The following is a 20,936-nucleotide window of genomic DNA, read 5'->3' on the forward strand; positions in this document are numbered from 1 at the left end:
ACGGTTGCGCTCGGCCGGTGTTTACCACTTGAGCTCGATCTCGAGGCTGGTCTCATCGCTCTCGACTTCCAGCTCCACCTCCAGTTCCACCTGGTCCGCCACCCTGACCTGCACCGACTTGCCGTCCTGTGAGAACTGCAGTGCGTTGTGCCGTGCGAGGGAGTCCGCTATTTGATGCAGCAGTTTAGCTGCGTCCTCACGCGACAGGCGCTGTTTGTCCTTGATTTCGAGAATATCCATATCGTCTTTCCTGCAATAGTGGGTGACTTCTGTCTTCATCATCGCCGCAAAGGCGCTATGCGGGCAACACCCGCGCTGTCGCCAGCGTTCAGTATTCCACAATGCGGTCCGCCACCAGCACCCAGCCGGCCTCACCCGGCTCGAGCCGGTACTGGATCTGGCGCGTGCCGCCGCGGGGTTGTGCGTTGATGTCATCGGCCCTGTAGATGGGGTAGCGGCGCACCAGCCGGTTTTCCACCACGCGAAACTCATCGTGGCCCTGGTAACCGCTATGCTCCGGCGAGCTGGCGTCCAGCGGTGGCAGGTAAATCGGCGTAATGGACTTGCCGGCATTGACCGCGTAGGCAACCAGCGAGCCGTAACTGCCGCTGCCGGCCGAGCTGACATAGACGTAGACCTCGGGCCAGCCATTGCCGTCGAGGTCAGCCAGCTCGGCCCTGTAGGCACTGCCGTCGAGCTCTATGGATTGCGACTGCTGGTCCAGTTCAAGACCCATGGGGGTCAGTGCCAGGGTGTTGATGGAACTGCCGCTGCTGGCCTGCAGCAGAAAGCCGATATCGCCATTGCCGAGCCGACAGTAAGGGGCCTTGGTCAGTGCCTCGGCTGAGCACTCCAGGCTGTTGTCTGGAATGGGGGTGTCAGGGTTTGCGGCCATGGTAGAAGTGACCGCCATCAGGCAGACCGTTGTCAGCAGGCCGGTGCGGCCCTGTATGAAGGCAGAATTCATGGTCCGGCGCTCCGTGGTGTTGGCGCGTCCACGGCCGGTGGCAGCAGGTCTCGCCGTTGCAGGCGTTGACTGCCCGTTCCCAGGGCCCGCGGAAGCTGGTTGGTATTGAGGGTCTTGTCGAAGTCAGGACCGAGGAAAGCCGAAACCTGCATTTGTCCGCTCTCGTCGAAGTCGAGGATGGTGAAGCTGAATCCGGTGCGCTGGTCGGTGCCGATCAGCGCGCGCTGGTTGCCGCCAAGGTTGCCCATGCTGAGCATGGTAACGCCACTGCGGTGGCCGGGATAGAAAGCGTGATGGTGACCGCTCAGGTAGGCGCTGACGCGACCTTCGCGCAGCAGCGCTTCCAGCTGCGGGTCGCTTATCACGTCGCGCTCGCGACCGCGTGCGATGGCCTGTAGCGGCAGGTGACCGAAGACCAGGGTGATGTCCGTGTTGGCCGCGCCCCCGGCGCTGCCCCGGCCCAGGGTCTCGGCAAGCCATCGGCGCTGCGCCGGTTCCAGGGCACCCGTTCGCGTCGCGTCCAGGGAAACCAGTTTCAGGCGACCCCGGACCATGCTGAAGTAGAAGGGGAAATTGCCCCCGGGCTCGGGTGAGAGCAGGGGCGGGTGCCGGTGCTGGTAATCCGCGTACATGGCCCGTTCGTGGGCAAAGCCGGGGTAGGCTGAGGCGTCATGGTTTCCCGGGGTCATGACCAGTGGGATGTTGGCTCGCTCCAGTGGCGCGTGCACAGTGCTGCGGAAGCTGCGCCACATGGCTTCCAGCTCTCGAGTTTGCAATGGCGGATGCGCGCGCTGCCCGGCGACCATGTCGCCGGTACTGATGACCAGGTCGGGTTGCAGGGCGATGATGCGCTGTATGGCGGACCCGAGGCGCTGATGATAGCTGGTGCTGCCATAGCGCCCGTTGATATCTGATATTACCGCCACGCGCAGATCACGACTCGCTGCCGCCGGGCTGGCGCAGAGCAGTGTGATCAGTAGCAGTATCAGTGGACGCATCCCGAGTTCCTTTACTCTCTCGCCAGCCGTCCGGCGCGGTGGTGCGGGGTATGGCAGCCCGGTCGAGATCAAGTAGTATTGCAGTTCACGCGATCAGGGCCAAACAGACTTTCAGGTGCAGGGGCAGAAAATGGTGAGCAGGAGATGGACGCAGCGCTTGTTGCCGCTGCTACTGGTGTCGTCGCCAATCGTGGCGCAGCAAACAGCCGCCGGCGACTTTGCCGCCTGTGAGCCACTACCCGCGCTCGCTGGCCAGCCCGGCGCCAGCGATGACGCAGCGGAGCAGGCGTTTTGCGATATCGACTACCAGGGCGGCTCCGTGGCGCTGTGCCCCAAGACCTGGAGCACCAGTCCGGCGGCGCTGGTGTACGACCTGGAAGGCACCCGCTGGCAGGGGCGCGCGGAGGCATTTGAGCGCGAGGTCTGTCCGCGCGGCGGCAGTGCGCGAGACGAGGCCGCCCGCGAGCTGGGCTTCTTCAAGAACTCGCTGAACGGCAGGGAAACCAGCGGTACGTTCGCCCCGGCGAGCCTGCTCTACTACCACTTCAGTCGCCTGCTGCAGACCCGCGTGCAGGTGCCGGTTGCGGTCCGGCAGAGTTTTTCCGTCGCCGAATATCGCCAGCGAGTGGTGGCGCGGGGCGTCGATTACAGCAGCGGTGGGCGCGCGAAGATGCTGCATGCCGGCTGGCTGGAGATGGACCGGGCACTGGCTGCGCCGGCGCAATACAGCCACCGTCGCGAGCTTTTCGACGACACGGGTACACGCCTGCTGGGCGCCCTGCTGCTGGCGGACGGCAAACGCTATGGCGCCGAGGTAAACGGCACGCGTGCCTCCGGCTGGGGGGAAGGCCAGAATCGGGATTTCCAGCGCAGCGCGCCATTCCTGGCCTTGCGCACAGACGCGCCATTGGCGGAGGCGATCGCACAGGGCATCGCGGAGGCGCGTGCCGACCCCGCCATGGCCAGGGCCCTGCCTGCAGATATCAGTGCCGCGCAGGTGGCCTGGTGGATGCGCGACATCACCGAAGTGGTCTTGCTCGATTACATCCTCGGGCAACAGGACCGGGTCGGCAATGTGGACTACCTGTGGCGATGGGTGTGGCAGGAAGAGGGTGAACTGCGCACAGCGCGCAGCGAGCCGGCGGGCCCGGCGCAGAAGCTGCGCATCACCGTGCTCAACGACAACGACGCCGGTGCTCGCGCCAGCTACGCAAACTATGCCCGCAGTACCGGCATGCTCGATGGCTGGCACCATATCGATGCCGGGCTGTATCGCCGGCTGCAGGACCTGGGCGCTGATTTCAGGCAGGGCGGGCCGGTCGCGCAGGCCGTCAGGCAGAATTACCGCCTGTCCGAGCGGGAAGCGCAGCGCATTATCGACAGGGGCATGGCCGCTGCTGACGCATTGCGCAAGCGCTGCCGGGATGGCGCCCTGCGTTTTGACCTGGGTCTGGCCGACGTGCTCAATCCGGGGGCCGCCCGGGCCCAGCCTGTGGATTGCGGTGCGGCCCCCGACTCCCGGCCGATCGCCCGCGAGGACTCGCCATAGAGACTGGCCGGCGTGGTTAACGCCAGGGTCATATTTTTGTGCCAGACTCAGAACAGTGCCGCACCCCAGCGGGTCCTTTGCTGACTAACCGGAGCTCCCCAACATGAAAGACCAACCCGACGTTACGCGCAGGCGACTTGTACAGGGCCTCACCGGTGCTGCGCTGTTACCGCTGTTCAGTGCCAATCTGATCGGTTGTGCCGATAGTTCAGACCGCCAGCGAACGCCGACCGTGCCCGCAGACTTTCGCCACGGCGTGGCGTCCGGGGACCCGCTGGGCGACAGCGTCATTCTGTGGACCCGGCTGACACCGGAACGGCCCGGTGTCGTGGGGGTGGGATGGGAGGTCGCCCTGGATGAGTCCTTCACCGAGGTGGTGGTCAGTGGCTCGGGCACCACCACGGCCGAGGTCGACTACACCGTAAAAGTGGACGTGCAGGGTCTGTCGGCGGATACGCACTACTACTACCGGTTCAGCAGTGGTGACAAGGTCTCACCTGTCGGTCGCGCCCGCACCGCGCCCACCGGTGCGGTGGTGGCCGCCAGTTTTGCCGTGGTTTCCTGTTCGAATTACCCCGCCGGCTATTTCCACGCCTATCGCGAAATTGCCAATCGCGACTATGCCGCCGTGCTGCATCTGGGCGACTATATCTACGAGTACCCGGCGGACGGCTACGCCAGTGACGATGCGCAGGCCCTCGGTCGGGTGTCGGAGCCGGCCAACGAACTACTCACGTTGGCGGATTATCGACGTCGTTATGCCCAGTACCGCAGCGATGCCGATTTACAGGCCTGCCACGCCGCGCACCCGTTTATTGTGGTCTGGGACGACCATGAAGTGGCAAATAACACCTGGAAAGGGGGTGCAGAGAACCACCAGCCAGAAACTGAAGGTGACTTCTTCCAGCGCCGCACGGAGGCTATCCAGGCCTGGTACGAATGGTTACCGGTGCGCCCACCCGCCAGCGAGCGTGAAATCACCTATCGTCGATTCGACTACGGCGACCTGCTTGACCTGATCATGCTGGATACGCGCGTGATCGGGCGCGACCTGCAACTGGAATTTGCCGATTTTGTGAATGGTGAGCTGATCGATGTCGATACGCTGCGCGCTGCCGTGGCAGATCCGGGCCGTTCGCTGCTCGGTGAGGCGCAACTCAACTGGCTCAGGCAGTCGCTGACCGATAGTACGGCGCGCTGGCAGGTGCTGGGGCAGCAGGTTTTGATGACGCGACTGGTGATGCCCGAACCCCTGGTGCGGCCGCTCAGTGGCATTGGTGATGGCGGGCTGGGCGAGGCCACGTCAGCGCTGCTGGCAGCGCTGGCTGCCAAGGCCACGCCACCGGAGAACCGAAGTCCCGAGCAGCAGGCGCTGCTGGACTCGGCCATTCCGCTGAATCTCGATGCCTGGGACGGTTACGATTTCGAGCGCGAGGACATCCTCGCGCATGCGCACCAGCTGCAGTCCCGCCTGGTTGTGTTGGCCGGCGACAGCCACAACAGCTGGGCTTCCCAGTTGACCCTGGCTGATGGCACCCCAGTGGGTGTCGAGTTCGCTGGGGCGAGTGTGACCTCACCAGGTGCCGAGGGGCAGTTGGGGGTAGACAACGCGGTGTTGTTCGCGCCCCTGGCCACGCAGCTGGTAGACGACCTGCACTACGCCAATCTTGCGGATCGCGGTTTCATGGAGATTGTTTTCAACACGGATGAAGTACGTGCGCGCTGGCACTACGTGTCGGATATCAAAAGCCGGGACTATACGCTGTTGCAGGATATTGCGGCGGAAAGGGTTGTGAGCGGGGCGGACATGCTGTTGTCCTGAACCCCGCGTCACGGTTTGGCGCCCGCGGGCGGGCGCCGGTACCTTGTGCTTACAGGTTCGGCAGCAACACGCTGTCGATCACAAACACGATACCGTTGGAAGCGCGCACGCCTTCACAGACGACACCGGCGTTGTTGACACGGGGCTGGCCGTCGGCGCGAGTGAAGTAAATGGACTGGCCCTGCAGGGTGTCACGTGCCACGGATACAGCACCGGGGAACTTGCGCGGATCCTGGTGACCGGTAGTCACGTGGTAGGTCAGGATGCCTGTCAGCAGGTCAGTGTCTGCCAGGGCAGCATCCAGCAACGGTGCCGGCAATGCTGCAAAGGCGTCGTTGGTCGGCGCAAATACGGTAATGTTTTCGGTGGTGGCCAGTGCGTCACCGAGACCGGCTGCAGTGACTGCATCCACCAGGGTGCTCAGTGCGGGTGTGGCGACAGCGGCGTCGACGATAGTGCCGTCAAAATTCACCAGGCTGGTGGACGCGCACTCAGAGAAAGTTTGTGCCTGTGCACCAGCGGACATGCCGAGGGCGAGGGCGGCAGAGGCGATCAGTGTGGTTACCTTGTTTTTCATAGTCAGCTCCAAAAGTGTTCCTGATTCAAAAGTCCAAATTCAAAAGTAGTAACGTACCTCTGGCCACGCCCCTCCCGCGCTTGTTTCCGGCCGGCAGTCGTTACTTAAATCGGTATACGCCCTGGTTTTGAACTCGGATCAAACCCGAGTGTTTTAGTACGGTATGTCTGGGCGCGGTGCCGACTATTCGACCTAAGTATTAGTTGACTCTAATATTATAAATACCTAATATTAAGGTCATGAACGAAGCTCAACCGGAAATGAATCTCGCCGTGCTGCAGGCAAATGCGCAGGAAGCAACGGCGTTACTGAAATCGCTGGCTAACGCGAGCCGCCTGCTGGTGCTCTGTGCACTGGTGGGGCGGGCGCATACCGTGGGTGAGCTGGAAGAGTTGACCGGCCTCAGCCAGTCGGCCATTTCCCAGCACCTCGCGCGCCTGCGTGAAGCGGGCATCGTCAGCACGCGTCGCGATGCGCAGCGGATCTTTTACTCCTTGAACAATGCAGAGGTGCGGGCAGTGCTGGAAACGCTGCATGGCATTTACTGCCCGGATCGATAATTAAACCAGCCCCGCAGGGCGAGGGAGGCAACATGGCAAAGGTAGTGGTAATGGGAGCCGGCATCGGCGGTGTTTCGCTGGCTTACGAACTGAAATCCGAACTGGGTGCAGGCCACGAGGTCATGGTGGTGTCTGATGCGCCGGAATTCCAGTTTGTGCCTTCCAACCCCTGGGTTGCGGTGAACTGGCGCAAGCGCAAGGAAGTGGTGGTTGAACTGGAACCCTATTTCAAGCGCAAGAACATCGGCTTCACTGCCGTGGGCGTCAAGCGCGTTCACGCAGAGGAAAGTCGCCTTGAGCTCAATGACGGCAGCAGCCTGGATTACGACTACCTGGCAATTGCCACCGGGCCGCGACTCGCCTTTGAGGAAATCCCCGGGCTTGGGCCTGAGGGCTACACCAAGTCTGTGTGTCATATCGACCACGCAATGACCGCGCAGGATGACTGGCAGGCGTTCACACAGAATCCCGGCCCCATGGTGGTCGGGGCTGCGCAGGGCGCTTCCTGTTTCGGGCCCGCCTACGAATACGCTTTCATTGCCGATGCGGCGCTGCGCAAACTGAAGATACGTGACAAGGTGCCGATGACCTACGTCACCTCGGAGCCCTACATCGGCCATATGGGTCTCGACGGCGTGGGCGACTCCAAGGGACTGCTGGAGAACGAACTGCGCCAGCGCCACATTGACTGGATATGCAACGCCAGGATCCTGGAAGTGAAGGAAGACGTGATGATCGTCTCTGAGTGCGATGACAAGGGCGAGGAAATACAGCGCCATGAGTTGCCGCACAGCTATTCCATGGTATTGCCGGCGTTTACCGGTGTCGATGCGGTGCGTGATATCGAGGGGCTGGATAATCCGCGCGGATTTATCCTCATTGATGACTACAATCGCAACCCGACTTACCAGAATATCTACGCTGTTGGTGTGTGCGTGGCGATCGCCCCCAACAAGCCGACACCGGTTCCGACCGGGGTGCCCAAAACCGGCTACATGATCGAATCCATGGTCGCGGCGACGGTAAAGAATATCGCTCAGGCCGTTGCCGGTAAGGAACCCAGCCATGAGGCCACGTGGGCGGCTATCTGCCTGGCTGATATGGGCGACAGCGGTGCTGCCTTCGTGGCCATTCCGCAGATACCGCCGCGCAATGTGACCTGGGCCCGCAAGGGCAAATGGGTGCACCTGGCAAAAGTGGCGTTTGAGAAGTATCACCTGCGCAAGGTACGCACAGGCAGCACCGACCCAATTTACGAGAAATTGACGCTCAAGTTTATGGGCATCGAAAAACTCAAGTCATGAGGACATCAATGTGAACGTTGACAGACTGGTGCTGGCCATTGCCGGCGTATTCGTTCTGCTCAGCCTTGTGCTGAGCCAGTTACATTCCGCCTACTGGCTGTGGTTCACTGCCTTCGTGGGCGCCAATCTTTTGCAGGCGGCATTCACGGGTTTCTGCCCGCTGGCCATCATCCTGAAAAAGTTCGGCAAAGAACCCGGCTGCGCTTTCCAGTAACGGGCGCGTTCAGGAACAATACTGACTATGGTGCACCCTGTTGATCGATTGATCCGCTACACCCTGGGCGGCGGCCTGCCGAAACTGATATTCGTGGTGGGGGTCTTTGCCGGCCTGCTGGCATTGCTGTACACACCGCGCGAGGAAGAGCCGCAGATCGTGGTGCCCATGGTGGATGTGATGGTGGCGGCTCCGGGACTGAGTGCCGGGCAGGTCGAACGGCAGGTGACCATCCCGCTGGAAAAACTGCTGGCGCAGATACCCGGTGTCGAGCATGTGTACTCATCCAGTGGCACCGGGCAGGCCGCGGTGACCTTGAGCTTTTACGTAGGCGAGGACCGCGAGGACTCCATCCTCAACACCTACAACAAGCTGTACTCAAACCAGGACCGTCTGCCCCCTGTGGTGTCGCGGTGGATGATGCGTCCGGTGGAAGTGGATGACGTGCCTATCATCATGCTGGGCCTCTGGAGTGAAGACCCCGGGCTCTACAGTGACTTCGAGCTGCGCCGCATGGCTGAAGAGGTATCCACCTTCCTGCAGGCCATTCCCAGTACCAGTGAAGTCGAGGTGGTAGGGGGGCGCCCGCGTACCGTACGCATACTGGTCGACCCGGAAAGCCTGGGTGCGCGCAGCACCACGGCGCAGGATATCGTGCAGGCCCTGGCGGTTTCCAACGTGTTGCAAAGCGCCGGCGACTGGACGTTCGCGAACCAGTCCATTGAACTGGAAGCAGGTGATGTGCTGCGCGATACCGCCGAGCTGGACAACCTCGTGGTCAATGTTATTGACGGCGTCCCCATCTACCTGCGTGACGTTGCCCGCATCGAGGACGGTCCCGATGAAGCGGACGCCTACACCTGGATCGGCTTCGCCCCTGATCATCCTGTGGGCGACATCGGCACGCGGCCCATGGTGGCTGTTTCTGTTGCCAAGCAGCCGGGAACCAATGCCGTGGGTGTGGCCCGCGATGTGCACGGGGTCATGGCCGAACTCAAGCAGCAACTGTTGCCCGCCGAGGTGCACATCGAGGTATTGCGCGATTACGGGCAAACCGCCAATGAAAAGGTGAACAACCTCACCAGTAGCCTTGGCTTCGCCATTATCACCGTGGTGGTGTTTATCGGTGTGTTCCTGGGCTGGCGGCCAGCGCTGGTGGTCGGCCTGGCGGTGCCGATTTGCTACGGCATCACCCTGGCGATGGATATGGCCCTGGGGTATACCATCAACCGCGTTACCCTGTTCGCGCTGATCCTTTCCCTGGGCTTGTTGGTCGATGACCCGATTACCGGTGTCGACAATATCAGTCGCTTCATGGGGCGTAAGGATCTCTCTCCGGCAGATCGCGTGGTGGCGGCCATGAGCGAGATCCGGGTGCCGCTGATCATGTCTACCATTACCATCATCTTCGCCTTCCTGCCGCTCGCGGGCATCACCGGGATGATGGGGCCCTACATGGCGCCGATGGCGTTCAACGTGCCAGCCAGTGTGGTCACCAGTACGGCGGTGGCATTCATGGTGACCCCGTGGCTGGCCAGCCGCCTGCTCAAGGAAGCCCCCCCTGCTGCGGAGACCGCGAACGACGACGGCCTCTACGTGCGCTTGATGGCCCCGCTGCTGGACAATCGCAGCAGGGCGAAATTGACGCTCTGGGTGGTCCTCGGCCTGTTCATGGTGACTGCCAGCCTGCCGCTGTTTCGCCTGGTGCCATTGAAACTGCTGCCCTTCGATAACAAGAACGAGGTCCAGGTACTGATTGATATGCCCGAGAGCGCGAGCCTCGAGCAAACCGCGGCGTTGGCGCGGGAAATTGCCGCAGACGTGGCCCGCGTGCCAGAGGTGCGGGCCATCGCCGCATTTATCGGGCAGCCCTCACCCATCGATTTTAATGGCATGGTGCGTCGCTATTACCAGCGCATCGGCCCGCACCTGGGCGAGTTGCGAATTACGCTGGCCGACAAGACGGAGCGGGCGCATCAGTCACACGGCCTGGTGTTGCGCCTGCGTGAACTGCTGGCGCCCTACAGCGCCGATGGCATCTCGGTGAAAGTGGTAGAGGTGCCGCCGGGCCCGCCGGTCCTGAGCACGCTGGTAGCGGAAATCTACGCCGATACCCTGACACCCTACGCGACCCAGAAGCAGGCGGCCAGGGAGCTGATGGCGCGTCTCTCGCGGGAGGCGCATGTGGTCGAGATCGACTCCACGCTGGAAGCAGAACAGCCTCGCCTGCGCTTCGTGACCGACCGCCAAAAGGCCGCGCTTTCCGGCATTTCCACGGATGACATTGCCCAGACGCTGGCCATGGCAAATGACGGCTATGTGGCCGGTTACGTGCAGTCCCCACGTGAGGCCAGCCCACTGCCGATTGAGTTGCGCCTGGACCCGCAGCAACGCATAGCCGACAACGACTTCGAGCGCCTGCTGGTGAGGGGTCGACAGGGCGTAGCCAAGAGCAGCACCCCCCAGGGCCTGGAGATCGCGCCGCAGCCGCTGGCCGCCCTTGGTGAACTCGGTGAATTTGAAACGGGTGTGGCGGATACGATGATTCATCGCAAGGATCTGCGCCCGGTGGTTTATGTGATGGCCGAGCTCAACGGGCGTACGCCGGCGGAAATTATCGCCGACGTGCACGCTGACATGGGCGCGGATCCGGGCGCGGCCAACGACTGGCAGTCGCGCACCTTCCTCACTAGCGGTGCCGGTGACGGCTGGCAACTGCCGCAGGGCACTGATGTGCAATGGACCGGTGAGGGCGAGTGGCGCATTACCAAGGATGTGTTCCGGGATATGGGCCTCGGCTACGCCTTCGCCCTGCTGGCGATCTTTTTTGTGCTGCGGGTGCAGACCAGTTCGACCCCGCTGTCGTTGATCATCATGCTGTCTATCCCGCTCACCGTCATCGGCATCATGCCCGGGTTCTGGGTGATGAACCAGTTTGGTGAACGCTGGATTGCCGGTGCCCCGGAGCCGGTGTTGTTCACTGCCACGGCCATGATCGGGATGATCGCACTCGCCGGTATTGTGGTGCGCAACTCGTTGATTCTGGTCGAGTTTATCAGCCAGGCACGGGATCGGGGTGCGTCCATTCGCGATGCGCTGCTGCAGGCGGGATCAGTGCGCATGCGGCCCGTATTGCTCACCGCGGGCACGACCATGCTGGGTAATCTCATCATCACCCTGGATCCGGTGTTTTCCGGGCTGGCCCTGGCCATTATTTTCGGCATTGTCGCCTCGACGGCGTTCTCGCTGGTCGTGGTGCCGGTGGTCTATATGCTGGTCTTTGATAAACCGGGTAACGCGCCGGAGGCCGCGCCTTCCCCGGTAGAGGAAACGCAATCATGAAAAAGATATTGCTCCCGCTGGCAGCCATCGTCCTGCTGTTGCTTATGGTGGCCGGGATGGCCGGCTATTTCAGCGACAAGATAGAACCAGGGCTGGCCGAGCCACAAGCCACGTCAACGGAACAGGCCGTCGCCGTTGTCAGGCGCAGCGCACCGTCCACGGAATCGGTGCCCGCCTCGATAGAGGCCAAGGAGGCGACGATGATCTCTTCCCGGCTGCTGGCGCGGATCACTTCGATCAAGGTGCGCGCGGGGGACTACGTGGAAGAGGGGCAACTGCTGCTGGAACTGGAGCAGTCTGACCTCAATGCCCGTGCCGAGCAGGCCCGCGAACAAGTGCGGGTAGTGGAGGCGCGCTTACGTGAAGCACAGCAGAACCTGAAACGCGCGCAGGAGCTGCACCAGCGCGGCCTTATTGCCGTGGCCGACCGCGACGCGGCCCGAGCCGATGCGACGGCGCTGGCAGCGGAGCTCTCCTCTGCCCGCCGCGCCCTGGAAGAGGCCGAGGCATCGGTCGCTTTCAGTGAAATCCGCTCGCCGATTGCGGGGCGCGTGGTGGACCGGTTTGCCGAACCGGGCGACACGGCTTCGCCGGGCAGCAAGTTACTGTCGCTCTACAACCCTTTTTCACTGTGGGTGGAGGCGCGCGTGCGCGAGCAGTTGGCCCTCTCATTGCAGATGGGGCAGACGCTGACAGTGGAGGTTCCTGCGCTTGAGAAGCGCCTGACAGCTCGCATAGAGGAGATTGTGCCGGCCGCTGACCCGGGCTCGCGCAGCTTCCTCATCAAGGCGGTCCTGCCCGGCGAAAAAGACCTGTTACCGGGAATGTATGCCCGCCTGCTGGTGCCCGCCGGTGAGCGCGAGCGTCTGCTGGTTCCCGCTGACCGGGTGGTAGAGGTGGGCCAGCTGGATGTGGTCTGGGTAGCCGAGGGGGGCGCGCCGGTGCGTCGCTTTGTGCGTCTTGGTCGATCTGCCGAGGACGGCATGGTAGAAGTGGTTTCCGGGCTGTCGGAGGGTGACCTGGTACTGCCGGTTCCGTGAACCGGTATCGATACGCCTGAAGCGCGGGGGAGTGCAGGCGGGGTACACCAGCGTGCACCCCGCCTCGTGGTTTACTCGTCGAGGAAGCTGCGCAGGTAATCCGAACGGGTCGGGTGGCGCAGCTTGCGCAGTGCCTTGGCCTCGATCTGGCGGATACGCTCACGGGTCACGTCAAACTGCTTGCCCACCTCTTCTAGCGTATGGTCGGTGTTCATGTCGATGCCAAAGCGCATGCGCAACACCTTCGCCTCCCTCGCTGTCAGCCCCGCCAGGACCTCCTTGGTGGCCTCCTGCAGGCCCTGCCCGGTAGCGGAGTCAACCGGCGAGGAAATGGTGTTGTCCTCGATGAAGTCTCCCAGGTGCGAATCTTCGTCGTCGCCAATCGGCGTCTCCATGGAGATCGGCTCCTTGGCGATCTTGAGCACCTTGCGCACCTTGTCTTCCGGCATGTCCATGCGCTCACCGAGTTCTTCCGGCGTCGGCTCGCGGCCCATCTCCTGCAGCATCTGCCGCGAGATGCGGTTCAGCTTGTTGATGGTCTCGATCATGTGCACCGGTATACGGATGGTGCGTGCCTGGTCGGCGATGGAGCGGGTAATGGCCTGGCGAATCCACCAGGTAGCGTAGGTGGAGAACTTGTAGCCGCGGCGGTACTCGAACTTGTCGACCGCTTTCATCAGGCCGATGTTGCCCTCCTGGATCAGGTCCAGGAACTGCAGCCCGCGGTTGGTGTACTTCTTGGCGATAGAAATCACCAGGCGCAGGTTGGCCTCTACCATTTCTTTCTTGGCGCGGCGGGCGCGAGCCTCGCCCATGGACATGCGGCGGTTGATTTCCTTGATCTCACTGACAGTGAGGCCGGTGTCTTCCTCGACCTGGCGAATCCTGCGCTGCAGGCGCTGAATGGTTTCTTTCTCGGCGTTCAGGCTGGAGCCGTAATCTTTCTTGCGCGCATGGCGTGAAACCCACTTCAGGTCGGTTTCAGAGCCCAGGAACGAGGTAATGAAATCCTTGCGGGGCATGCCGCACACCTTGATGGCGATGCGCATGATCTCACGCTCCTGGTCACGCACGGCGGCGAGGATATTGCGCGGCGTATCGCTGATCGGATCGAAAACCCGCGGCGTCAGCTTGAAGAACTTGAACAGTTCGCCCAGCTTCTCCATTTCCTTCTGGCTGGTCGCGTCCTGGCGGCCCTTGGCGGTGATCGCTTTCTCGGTTTTGTTGTACTGACGCTTGAGAGCGGTGAATCGCTTCTTGGCTTCAACCGGATCGGGCCCGGTATCGGCTTCTTCGTCGTCATCGTCGTCATCGGTGTTTTTGTTGGCAGCGGCTTCGGCCATTTCCGCGGCTGAAGGCACGTGCTCTGCCGGATCGAGGTAGCCGACCATGATATCGGCGAGCTTGCGCTCTTCCTTGGCTACCAGGTCATATTCATCCAGCACCTGCTTGACCGCGCCCGGGTATAGCGCCAGTGCCGCCATCAGCTCGCGGATGCCTTCCTCGATGCGCTTGGCGATAACGATTTCGCCTTCCCGGGTCAGCAGTTCCACGGTGCCCATTTCGCGCATGTACATGCGCACCGGGTCAGTGGTCCGGCCGGCTTCGGTTTCCACCGCGGCCAGTGCCGCCGCAGCTTCCGCAGCGGCAATGTCATCCGCCGAGGAGTCGCCCTCGGTCATCAGCAACTCGTCGGCATCGGGAGCCTGCTCGAACACCTGGATGCCCATGTCGTTGATCATCTGGATGATGTCTTCAACCTGGTCCGGGTCGGAAATGTCTTCTGGGAGATGGTCGTTCACCTCCGCGTAGGTCAGATAGCCTTGTTCCTTACCCTTGGCGATGAGTGCTTTCAGGCGGGACTGTTGCTGTACCACGTCGGTCATTAAGCTGGCACCTTAAAATTCAAATAAGCAAAAAAAAATCAGCCGGCAATTATAGCCGGCAATCGATGGCTTAACTACTAAAAAGCCGGGATATTTCGCGAAATCCGGGCCATTTTCCGCCCTTTGCAGCCGTTTTTCTTAGATGAGGGCAGTTTGCTCAAAAACAACGTCTCCCGGGCGATAAGCGGGGGTTTTTCCTGCCCCGGGAGCGCGTTACGGCTCACGCCGCTTGCGCTCTTCATCGCGTCGCTGTTTTTCCTGCAGCATTTCTCTCAGTTGCTGCTTCTCCAGATCGCTCACTTGAGCGTAGTTCGTGAGTTTGAGTTTGTCGACTTGCTGGGCGAGTTTTGATTCCCGCGGCAGTCGATCGGCAAGACTGTGCATGATATCGCTGAATTGCTGCTCGATGCCCGCGCTGGGAATCAGTCGTTCCTGCCCGGCCAGCCGGCTAAGCAGTTCCCCTTCCGGGGTGCCGTACCAGTGCCCCAAGAGCATGCCGGTATTGGATTCCGGCCGCCGCTGCACCAGTTCGATCAGGTCTCGCAACAGGTTGACGTCGTCGCCGCTGAGCGCCTCCAGGCTGGCCGTTTTTACGGTGCGGGCTATCTCCGGCTGGTGCAGGATGAGGGCGATGGCGCTCTGGGCGAGATTGGAGTAACCCGGGGCGGTTTGCGGTGTTGGCGTGCGCTTGCGCGGCTGCGCTGCCAGTTCGCCCTCGTCGAAGTGCCCATAGTCGCCGGGCTCCGCCGGCGGCGGCTCTCCCGGCCCCGGGACGTTGTGTTCTGTTGCCGCATCGGGCGCGAAATTTGGCGCTGGGGGCGGGCTCGCCGCTTCCAGGCGCATCAGGCTCTCCAGTTCCAGCCCGGTGCGCTCGGCCAGTGCCTGGAACATCAGCTGCCGGTAGACCCCGTCGGGAAGCTGCCGGATGTAGGGCAGGGCCAGCTTGCTGAGGCGCGCGCGCCCGTCGAGGCTGTTCGTATCCAGCCCCTCGGCCATGGAATCGAAGAGAAAGGTTTCCAGGGGCTGCGCCTCCTGCAGCAGGGCGGTGAACTGGCTGGCGCCGCCGGCCCGGACAACCGTATCCGGATCTTCGCCCTCGGCGAGGAACAGAAAGCGTGCCTGGCGGCCATCTTCCATACACGGCAGGGCCGCTTCCAGGGCGCGAAAGGCCGCCTTGCGCCCGGCCTCGTCGCCGTCGAAGCAGAAAATCACCTCGGTGCAGCGCCGGTATAGCCGCTCCAGGTGCGTCTTGCTGGTGGCCGTGCCGAGTGTGGCGGTGGCGTAGCTGATACCGTGCTGTGCCAGCGCAATAACATCCATGTAGCCTTCCACTACCAGCACGCGATCGAGTTTCCGATTGGCCTGCAGGGCCTCGTAAAGACCGTAGAGCTCGCGGCCCTTGTGGAATATTTCCGTCTCCGGGGAATTCAGGTATTTGGGTTTGTCGTCGCCTAGGACCCTGCCGCCAAATGCGATAACGCGCCCGCGCTGGTCGCGGATCGGGAAGACCACGCGGTCGCGAAAGCGATCGTATATCCTGCCCTTGTCGTTCTCGACCAGCATACCTGCCTGCATCAGCAGCTGTTTCTTCTCGTCAGTCTCGCCGATAGCCTGCAGCAGGTTGTCCCAGCCCGGCGGTGCGAACCCGAGGCCGAACTGTCGCGCGATTTCGCCGGTGAGTCCGCGCTGCTTCAGGTAGGCGACTGCCTTGTCGCGCTGCGGGTGATGGCGCAACTGGTGCTTGTAGAAACCGGCTACCTGCTCCATCAACTTGTAGAGCGGCTTGCTGGTCTCCTCGCGCCGCTCCTGCGCCGCGCCGCCGCGAGAGGGCTCTCTCTGGACCTCCAGCCCGACGGTGCTGGCGAGGTTTTCCACCGCCTGCGGGAACTCCAGGTTCTCGTAGTCCATGAGAAAACCCAGCGCGTTGCCACCGGCGCCGCAACCGAAGCAGTAGTAGAACTGTTTGTCGGGACTGACCGAAAACGAAGGTGTTTTCTCGTCGTGAAAGGGGCATCGCGCGCTGTAGTTCTTGCCGGTTTTCTTCAGCTTCACGCGCCGATCGATGACGTCGACGATGTCGACGCGGTCCAGCAGGTCATCGATGAAGGTCTGTGGGATTCTTCCGGCCATAAGCCGAGTAGTGTACCTGTATTTCTGGTGTCTCACCCGTGGTTCTGGGGCTTGTTTGGCCAAGCCGGTATGGCGCCATCAGACTCCAGACCTCAGAAGAGTCACCAGGAACAACCACCGACTTGGTGGGCGGAACAGAACAGTAATTGATGATTGATACGAGGTTTGGGGGCCTGGTCAACTGCTCCCGGGGCGTGCGAGGCCACGGACGGCCGAGCCCGAGCCTGGCATGGATGCCGCTGTTTGGCGGTCCCGGGAGCAGTTGACCAGGTCTCCAGACCGCTTAGAGCGAAAGAAACTTTTCAAGACTTTGGGATTTCCCCGGGCGATTTTCCAAGAATATGCTGCGCCGGCGGTCACGGAAACAGTTGATCCTGCCTCCAAGCCGTGTAGGCAATAGGAAACAGCACCTCTGTTACGTGAGGTGATAGATGAGAGTGTCTCAGAATAGCGTCAGGCGGAAAGCCGCTGCTTGACCAGCCCACTGACGGCACCCATATCGGCGCGTCCGGCGAGTTTTGGCTTGAGCTGGCCCATGACCGGCCCCATGGCGGCCATGCCCTCGGCACCCGAGGCGGCGATGGCCTCGTCGATCAGGGCGATGATTTCGTCTTCAGACAGCTGCTGCGGCAGGAATTCCTGGAGTACGGCGATCTCGGCGTTTTCTTTCTCAGCGAGTTCGTCGCGGCCAGCGTCGGCGTACTGCTGTGCGGAGTCGCGGCGCTGCTTGACCATCTTGTCGAGCACAGCCAGGGCGCGTGCGTCATCGACTTCGATGCGCTCGTCCACTTCGATACGTTTGAATTCGGCCTGTATCAGCCGGATGGTGCCCAGTCGATCCTTATCCCTCGCCTTCATGGCCGCTTTCATGGCGGCCCTGATGCTTGCGGTGAGCGACTGGTCAGTCATTGGGAGGGGTGGGCGCTTAGTACAGGCGTACGCGCTTGCGGTTTTCCCGGGAGACTTTCTTCAGGTGACGCTTGACGGCAGCTGCTGCAGCGCGCTTGCGCACGGTGGTGGGCTTCTCGTAGTGCTCACGCTTGCGTACTTCAGCCAGCACGCCGGCTTTTTCGCACGAGCGCTTGAAGCGGCGCAGGGCCACGTCGAAAGGCTCGTTATCTTTGACCTTGATATGGGGCATTAACTCTGTACCTGTCTCTGTTGTTGGTCACGGGCACCGGCCTTCGGGGCCAGTGAACACCTGAAAGGGCGCGCATTCTATACCTAACCAGAGGGCTTTGCAAAGGCCCTGGCGGGGCGAAATTCGGTAATTTGCGGGGATGGTCGCCGTTTGGCAGCGATCCCGGGGCGGGGCGCGGCGTCGGGCAGCCAATTCAGGCTGGTTTGCGCCTTTTGCAGCCAGTATGATGCGCCGGTGAGTGCTATTGGAACCCCCGAATGCTGATCCTCGGCCTGGAAACCTCCTGTGATGAAACCGGCGTGGCGTTATACGACACGGAACGCGGCCTGCTGGCGCATGCCCTGTTCAGCCAGGTCGATATTCACGTGGAATATGGGGGTGTGGTGCCGGAACTGGCGTCCCGCGACCACGTGCGCAAAACCCTGCCGCTGATTGACGAGGTAATACACGAAGCCGGCGTCAGCGTTACCGATATCGACGGGGTGGCCTACACCGCCGGCCCGGGGCTGGTGGGCGCGCTCATGGTGGGCGCCACACTGGCCAGGTCGCTGGCCTGGGGCTGGGGTGTACCTAGCCTGGGGGTGCATCATATGGAAGGCCATTTGCTGGCGCCGATGCTGGAGCCCGAGCGCCCCGAGTTTCCCTTTATTGCGTTGTTGGTCTCCGGCGGGCATACGCAGCTGGTGCGCGTGGACGGTATTGGCCGCTACCGGCTGCTGGGGGAATCACTCGACGATGCCGCCGGCGAGGCCTTCGACAAGACCGCCAAAATGCTTGGCCTGCCTTATCCCGGTGGCCCGCATGTAGCGCGCCTGGCCGAGAAAGGCGAACCCGGCCGCTTCGACTTTCCGCGACCGATGGTCAACCGGCCGGGGCTGGATTTCAGCTTCAGCGGCCTCAAGACCTATACCCTGAATACCGTTGCAGCGTGTCGTGGCGAGGGCGAGCTGAGTGAGCGTGACCGGTGTGACATTGCACGCGCCTTCGAGGAGGCCGTGGTGGCGACCCTGGTAATCAAGTGCCGCAGGGCCCTGCAACAGGAAAAGCTGCACACGCTGGTGATGGCTGGCGGGGTCAGCGCCAACGCCAACCTGCGCGCCGAACTCAAACGCGCGCTGGCGAAAGAGCGCGCCGAGGTATTTTACCCGGCCCCCGTCTTCTGCACGGACAACGGCGCCATGATCGCCTACGCTGGCGCACAGCGGCTGTTGGCGGGGCAGGTGGATTCCGCCGAGGCCAGGGTGCGCCCGCGCTGGCCCATGGATGAACTGCAACCACTGGAGCGCGCGGGCTGATGGATATTGTCTATATCACCGGGTTGCAGGCCGAGGCGGTGATTGGCGTTTACGAATGGGAGCGTTCGATTCGCCAGCAACTGGTGCTGGATCTTGAGCTGGCCTGCGATTGCAGGGTGGCAGCCAGTAGCGATTCGATAGAGGATGCCGTGGACTACGATGCCATCTCCGGCCGCCTGCTCGCCTACATTGGCGACAGTGAATTCCAGCTCATCGAGACCCTGGCCGAACGCGCAGCCGAGCTGGTGATGCGGGAATTTGGGGTCAGCTGGCTGCGCTTGCGCCTGGCCAAGCCCGGTGCCGTGGCGGAGGCAGCCAGTGTGGGCGTGGTAATTGAACGGGGCCAGCCGGGCTGATGGCGCGGGTTTACCTTGGCCTGGGCAGCAATATCGAGCGCGAGCGCTACATCGTTGCCGGCCTCGACGCCTTGCACACCCTGTTCGGGGCGCTGGACCTGTCACCGGTGTACGACTGCCCGGCCATGGGCTTTACCGGCCGGCCATTCCTCAACCTCGTGGTGGGTGTGCACACTGACCTGGACGTGGCTACTCTGGCACGCCGCCTGCGCGCAGTGGAAACCGAGCACGGGCGGCCGGCCGATGCGCAGCGTAATTCACCGCGCCAGCTGGATATCGACATACTCACCTACGACAATTTGACCGGACACGTGCACGGCGTGGAATTGCCGCGGGGCGAAATCCTGCAGCATGCCTTTGTGCTGCGCCCCCTGTCCGACCTGGTCCCTGACGAGCGTCACCCCGTTTCCGGGAAGCGCTATCGCGAGCACTGGGAGGAGTTCGACCAGTCCTCGCAGCCCATCTATCCTGTCGCTTTCCAGTGGCGCGGCAGGGACCTGCCGCTGCCCTAGCCAGTGGCGCCCTGACAGCTGTCCCGCAGCGCGTCGAGTTCCGCGATGCGCTTTTGCCGGATCGCCTCACCCAGGGCCTTGCCTTCCAGGCCCTGCCCGGCGAAGTCGCGGGCACTGACCTGTGCGGCAAGCTGCTGTGCCCGGCGCAGGTAGTCGGCCTGGGGGTAGGGCGCCTGCTCCTGTCCCCCGCGCCCCCTGGCGTCGGCCGTGCATGCCAGCAGGAACGACTCGAAGCGATCGGGCCGGCGCAGGGCATCGGTGGCAGTGAGGAGTTTCAGCAAAGTCTGGCCGCGCAACTCCATGGCGCGGTGACTGTGCAGGTGAAACTCGCAGACCTTGAGCGCAAGCTCCTGGTACAGCCGTGGCGCTTTCAACCGTTGGCAAACCGCTTTCACAGGCTTCAGCCCCCGGTGCTCGTGGGCGATGTGGCGGGGTAACTCCGCAGCCGGGGTCAGGGCTTTGCCGAGGTCGTGCAGCAGCACCGCGAAGCGTACGTCGCGATCGGGTGACAGCATGACCGCCTGTTGCAGCGCCATCAGCGTGTGGCGCCCGCAGTCGATCTCGGGGTGATGGGCGGCGGGTTGCGGTACGCCGAACAGGGCGTCCAGCTCTGGCAACAGGCGCGCCAGTGCACCGCACTGCCGCAGGGTCTCGATAAATACCTCCGGGTGACGCTCGCCCATGGCGCGGTCCAGTTCGACCCAGATGCGCTCCGCTGGCAGGTGCCCCAGTTCGCCCTGTTCGCCGATGGTGCGCATCACCGCCAGGGTTTCGTCGGCAACCTCGAAGCCCAGGTGGGCATAGCGTGCCGCGAACCTGGCCGTGCGCAGCACCCGCAGCGGGTCCTCGACAAATGCGTCGGAGACATGACGCAACCTGCGCTGCTCCAGGTCGCGTTGGCCGCCGTAAGGGTCGATGAGGCGGCCCTCGGTGTCCATCGCCATGGCGTTTACCGTGAGGTCGCGACGTTTCAGGTCGTCTTCCAGGGTCACGTCTTCGCCGCAGTGTACGGCGAAACCGGTATAGCCGTGGCCGCGCTTACGCTCGGTACGGGCAAGGGCGTACTCGTCCTTGGTTTCCGGGTGCAGGAATACCGGGAAGTCCTTGCCGACCTGCTGAAAGCCGCGCGCCAGCATGTCGTCCACGGTCGCGCCGACGACCACCCAGTCGCGTTCGGTAACCGGGTAGTTCAGCAGTTGGTCGCGGACGGCGCCGCCAACGAGATATGTCTCCATGTCAGCAG

General features: G+C 62.6%; 19 protein-coding genes. 10 read left to right on the forward strand and 9 right to left on the reverse strand.

Annotation, left to right across the window (positions count from 1 at the left end; all coding sequences use genetic code 11):
- Positions 1-21 precede the first annotated feature (21 nt).
- The 3 genes from F0M18_RS10855 to F0M18_RS10865 form a co-directional block, all read right to left on the reverse strand.
- Complete coding sequence (locus F0M18_RS10855) at positions 22-240, reverse strand: amphi-Trp domain-containing protein (RefSeq protein ID WP_149611447.1); 219 nt, start codon at positions 238-240, stop codon at positions 22-24.
- 88 nt (positions 241-328) lie between these two features.
- The gene (locus F0M18_RS10860) at positions 329-967 is read right to left on the reverse strand and encodes a hypothetical protein (protein WP_149611448.1); all 639 of its coding nucleotides are present in this window, start codon (positions 965-967) and stop codon (positions 329-331) included.
- Entirely contained in the window at positions 964-1,965 is a 1,002-nt protein-coding gene (locus F0M18_RS10865) for a metallophosphoesterase family protein (RefSeq protein ID WP_149611449.1), read from the reverse strand. The genes F0M18_RS10860 and F0M18_RS10865 overlap by 4 nt, the downstream gene beginning before the upstream one ends.
- A 130-nt stretch (positions 1,966-2,095) precedes the next feature.
- On the opposite strand from F0M18_RS10865, the gene F0M18_RS10870 reads away from it, so the two are divergent.
- Both F0M18_RS10870 and F0M18_RS10875 read left to right on the forward strand, forming a co-directional pair.
- Complete coding sequence (locus F0M18_RS10870) at positions 2,096-3,514, forward strand: hypothetical protein (RefSeq protein ID WP_149611450.1); 1,419 nt, start codon at positions 2,096-2,098, stop codon at positions 3,512-3,514.
- 103 nt (positions 3,515-3,617) lie between these two features.
- The gene (locus F0M18_RS10875) at positions 3,618-5,336 is read left to right on the forward strand and encodes an alkaline phosphatase D family protein (protein ID WP_149611451.1); all 1,719 of its coding nucleotides are present in this window, start codon (positions 3,618-3,620) and stop codon (positions 5,334-5,336) included.
- A 49-nt stretch (positions 5,337-5,385) separates the two neighbouring features.
- Here the strand turns inward: F0M18_RS10875 and F0M18_RS10880 are convergent, their stop codons facing one another.
- Positions 5,386-5,913: a fasciclin domain-containing protein gene (locus tag F0M18_RS10880; protein WP_149611452.1), complete on the reverse strand. Its 528-nt coding sequence runs from the start codon at positions 5,911-5,913 to the stop codon at positions 5,386-5,388.
- Between the two features lie 239 nt (positions 5,914-6,152).
- Between F0M18_RS10880 and F0M18_RS10885 the strand changes: the two genes are divergently transcribed.
- The 5 genes from F0M18_RS10885 to F0M18_RS10905 are packed head-to-tail and all read left to right on the forward strand — an operon-like array spanning position 6,153 to position 12,373.
- Complete coding sequence (locus F0M18_RS10885; protein ID WP_262500913.1) at positions 6,153-6,473, forward strand: ArsR/SmtB family transcription factor; 321 nt, start codon at positions 6,153-6,155, stop codon at positions 6,471-6,473.
- A 32-nt stretch (positions 6,474-6,505) separates the two neighbouring features.
- Positions 6,506-7,777, forward strand: coding sequence for an NAD(P)/FAD-dependent oxidoreductase (locus tag F0M18_RS10890; RefSeq protein ID WP_149611453.1), 1,272 nt, complete (start codon positions 6,506-6,508; stop codon positions 7,775-7,777).
- A 10-nt stretch (positions 7,778-7,787) separates the two neighbouring features.
- Positions 7,788-7,991 (forward strand): YgaP family membrane protein, encoded by a 204-nt coding sequence (locus F0M18_RS10895; protein WP_149611454.1) that lies wholly within the window; start codon positions 7,788-7,790, stop codon positions 7,989-7,991.
- Positions 7,992-8,018: 27 nt separating this feature from the next.
- The gene (locus F0M18_RS10900; protein WP_149611455.1) at positions 8,019-11,333 is read left to right on the forward strand and encodes an efflux RND transporter permease subunit; all 3,315 of its coding nucleotides are present in this window, start codon (positions 8,019-8,021) and stop codon (positions 11,331-11,333) included.
- Positions 11,330-12,373, forward strand: a complete 1,044-nt coding sequence (locus tag F0M18_RS10905; protein ID WP_149611456.1) for an efflux RND transporter periplasmic adaptor subunit — start codon at positions 11,330-11,332, stop codon at positions 12,371-12,373. The genes F0M18_RS10900 and F0M18_RS10905 overlap by 4 nt, the downstream gene beginning before the upstream one ends.
- Positions 12,374-12,444: 71 nt before the next feature.
- Here the strand turns inward: F0M18_RS10905 and rpoD are convergent, their stop codons facing one another.
- The 4 genes from rpoD to rpsU all read right to left on the reverse strand — a co-directional run bounded on the left by rpoD (position 12,445) and on the right by rpsU (position 17,530).
- A complete protein-coding gene (gene rpoD, locus F0M18_RS10910; RefSeq protein WP_149611457.1) occupies positions 12,445-14,259 on the reverse strand; it encodes an RNA polymerase sigma factor RpoD in 1,815 nt (604 codons plus the stop codon).
- Positions 14,260-14,472: 213 nt separating this feature from the next.
- Positions 14,473-16,389: a DNA primase gene (gene dnaG, locus F0M18_RS10915; RefSeq protein ID WP_149611458.1), complete on the reverse strand. Its 1,917-nt coding sequence runs from the start codon at positions 16,387-16,389 to the stop codon at positions 14,473-14,475.
- 453 nt (positions 16,390-16,842) lie between these two features.
- On the reverse strand, positions 16,843-17,298 hold the full coding sequence (locus F0M18_RS10920) for a GatB/YqeY domain-containing protein (RefSeq protein WP_149611459.1): 456 nt from the start codon (positions 17,296-17,298) through the stop codon (positions 16,843-16,845).
- 16 nt (positions 17,299-17,314) lie between these two features.
- Complete coding sequence (rpsU, locus tag F0M18_RS10925) at positions 17,315-17,530, reverse strand: 30S ribosomal protein S21 (RefSeq protein ID WP_149611460.1); 216 nt, start codon at positions 17,528-17,530, stop codon at positions 17,315-17,317.
- A gap of 257 nt (positions 17,531-17,787) precedes the next feature.
- Here rpsU and tsaD point away from each other — a divergent pair, with 257 nt between their 5' ends.
- The 3 genes from tsaD to folK are packed head-to-tail and all read left to right on the forward strand — an operon-like array spanning position 17,788 to position 19,693.
- Complete coding sequence (tsaD, locus tag F0M18_RS10930; protein ID WP_149611461.1) at positions 17,788-18,825, forward strand: tRNA (adenosine(37)-N6)-threonylcarbamoyltransferase complex transferase subunit TsaD; 1,038 nt, start codon at positions 17,788-17,790, stop codon at positions 18,823-18,825.
- Positions 18,825-19,181 (forward strand): dihydroneopterin aldolase, encoded by a 357-nt coding sequence (folB, locus tag F0M18_RS10935; protein ID WP_149611462.1) that lies wholly within the window; start codon positions 18,825-18,827, stop codon positions 19,179-19,181. The genes tsaD and folB overlap by 1 nt, the downstream gene beginning before the upstream one ends.
- Positions 19,181-19,693 carry a 2-amino-4-hydroxy-6-hydroxymethyldihydropteridine diphosphokinase gene (gene folK, locus F0M18_RS10940; RefSeq protein WP_149611463.1) on the forward strand — a complete coding sequence of 171 codons (513 nt, stop codon included), beginning with the start codon at positions 19,181-19,183 and terminating at the stop codon, positions 19,691-19,693. The genes folB and folK overlap by 1 nt, the downstream gene beginning before the upstream one ends.
- Here the strand turns inward: folK and F0M18_RS10945 are convergent.
- The gene (locus tag F0M18_RS10945) at positions 19,690-20,928 is read right to left on the reverse strand and encodes a multifunctional CCA addition/repair protein (protein ID WP_149611464.1); all 1,239 of its coding nucleotides are present in this window, start codon (positions 20,926-20,928) and stop codon (positions 19,690-19,692) included. The two genes, folK and F0M18_RS10945, sit on opposite strands and share 4 nt — an antisense overlap.
- Positions 20,929-20,936 lie beyond the last annotated feature (8 nt).

It is taken from the genome of Pseudohalioglobus sediminis (assembly GCF_008370495.1).
In the GTDB taxonomy this organism is placed as follows: domain Bacteria; phylum Pseudomonadota; class Gammaproteobacteria; order Pseudomonadales; family Halieaceae; genus Halioglobus.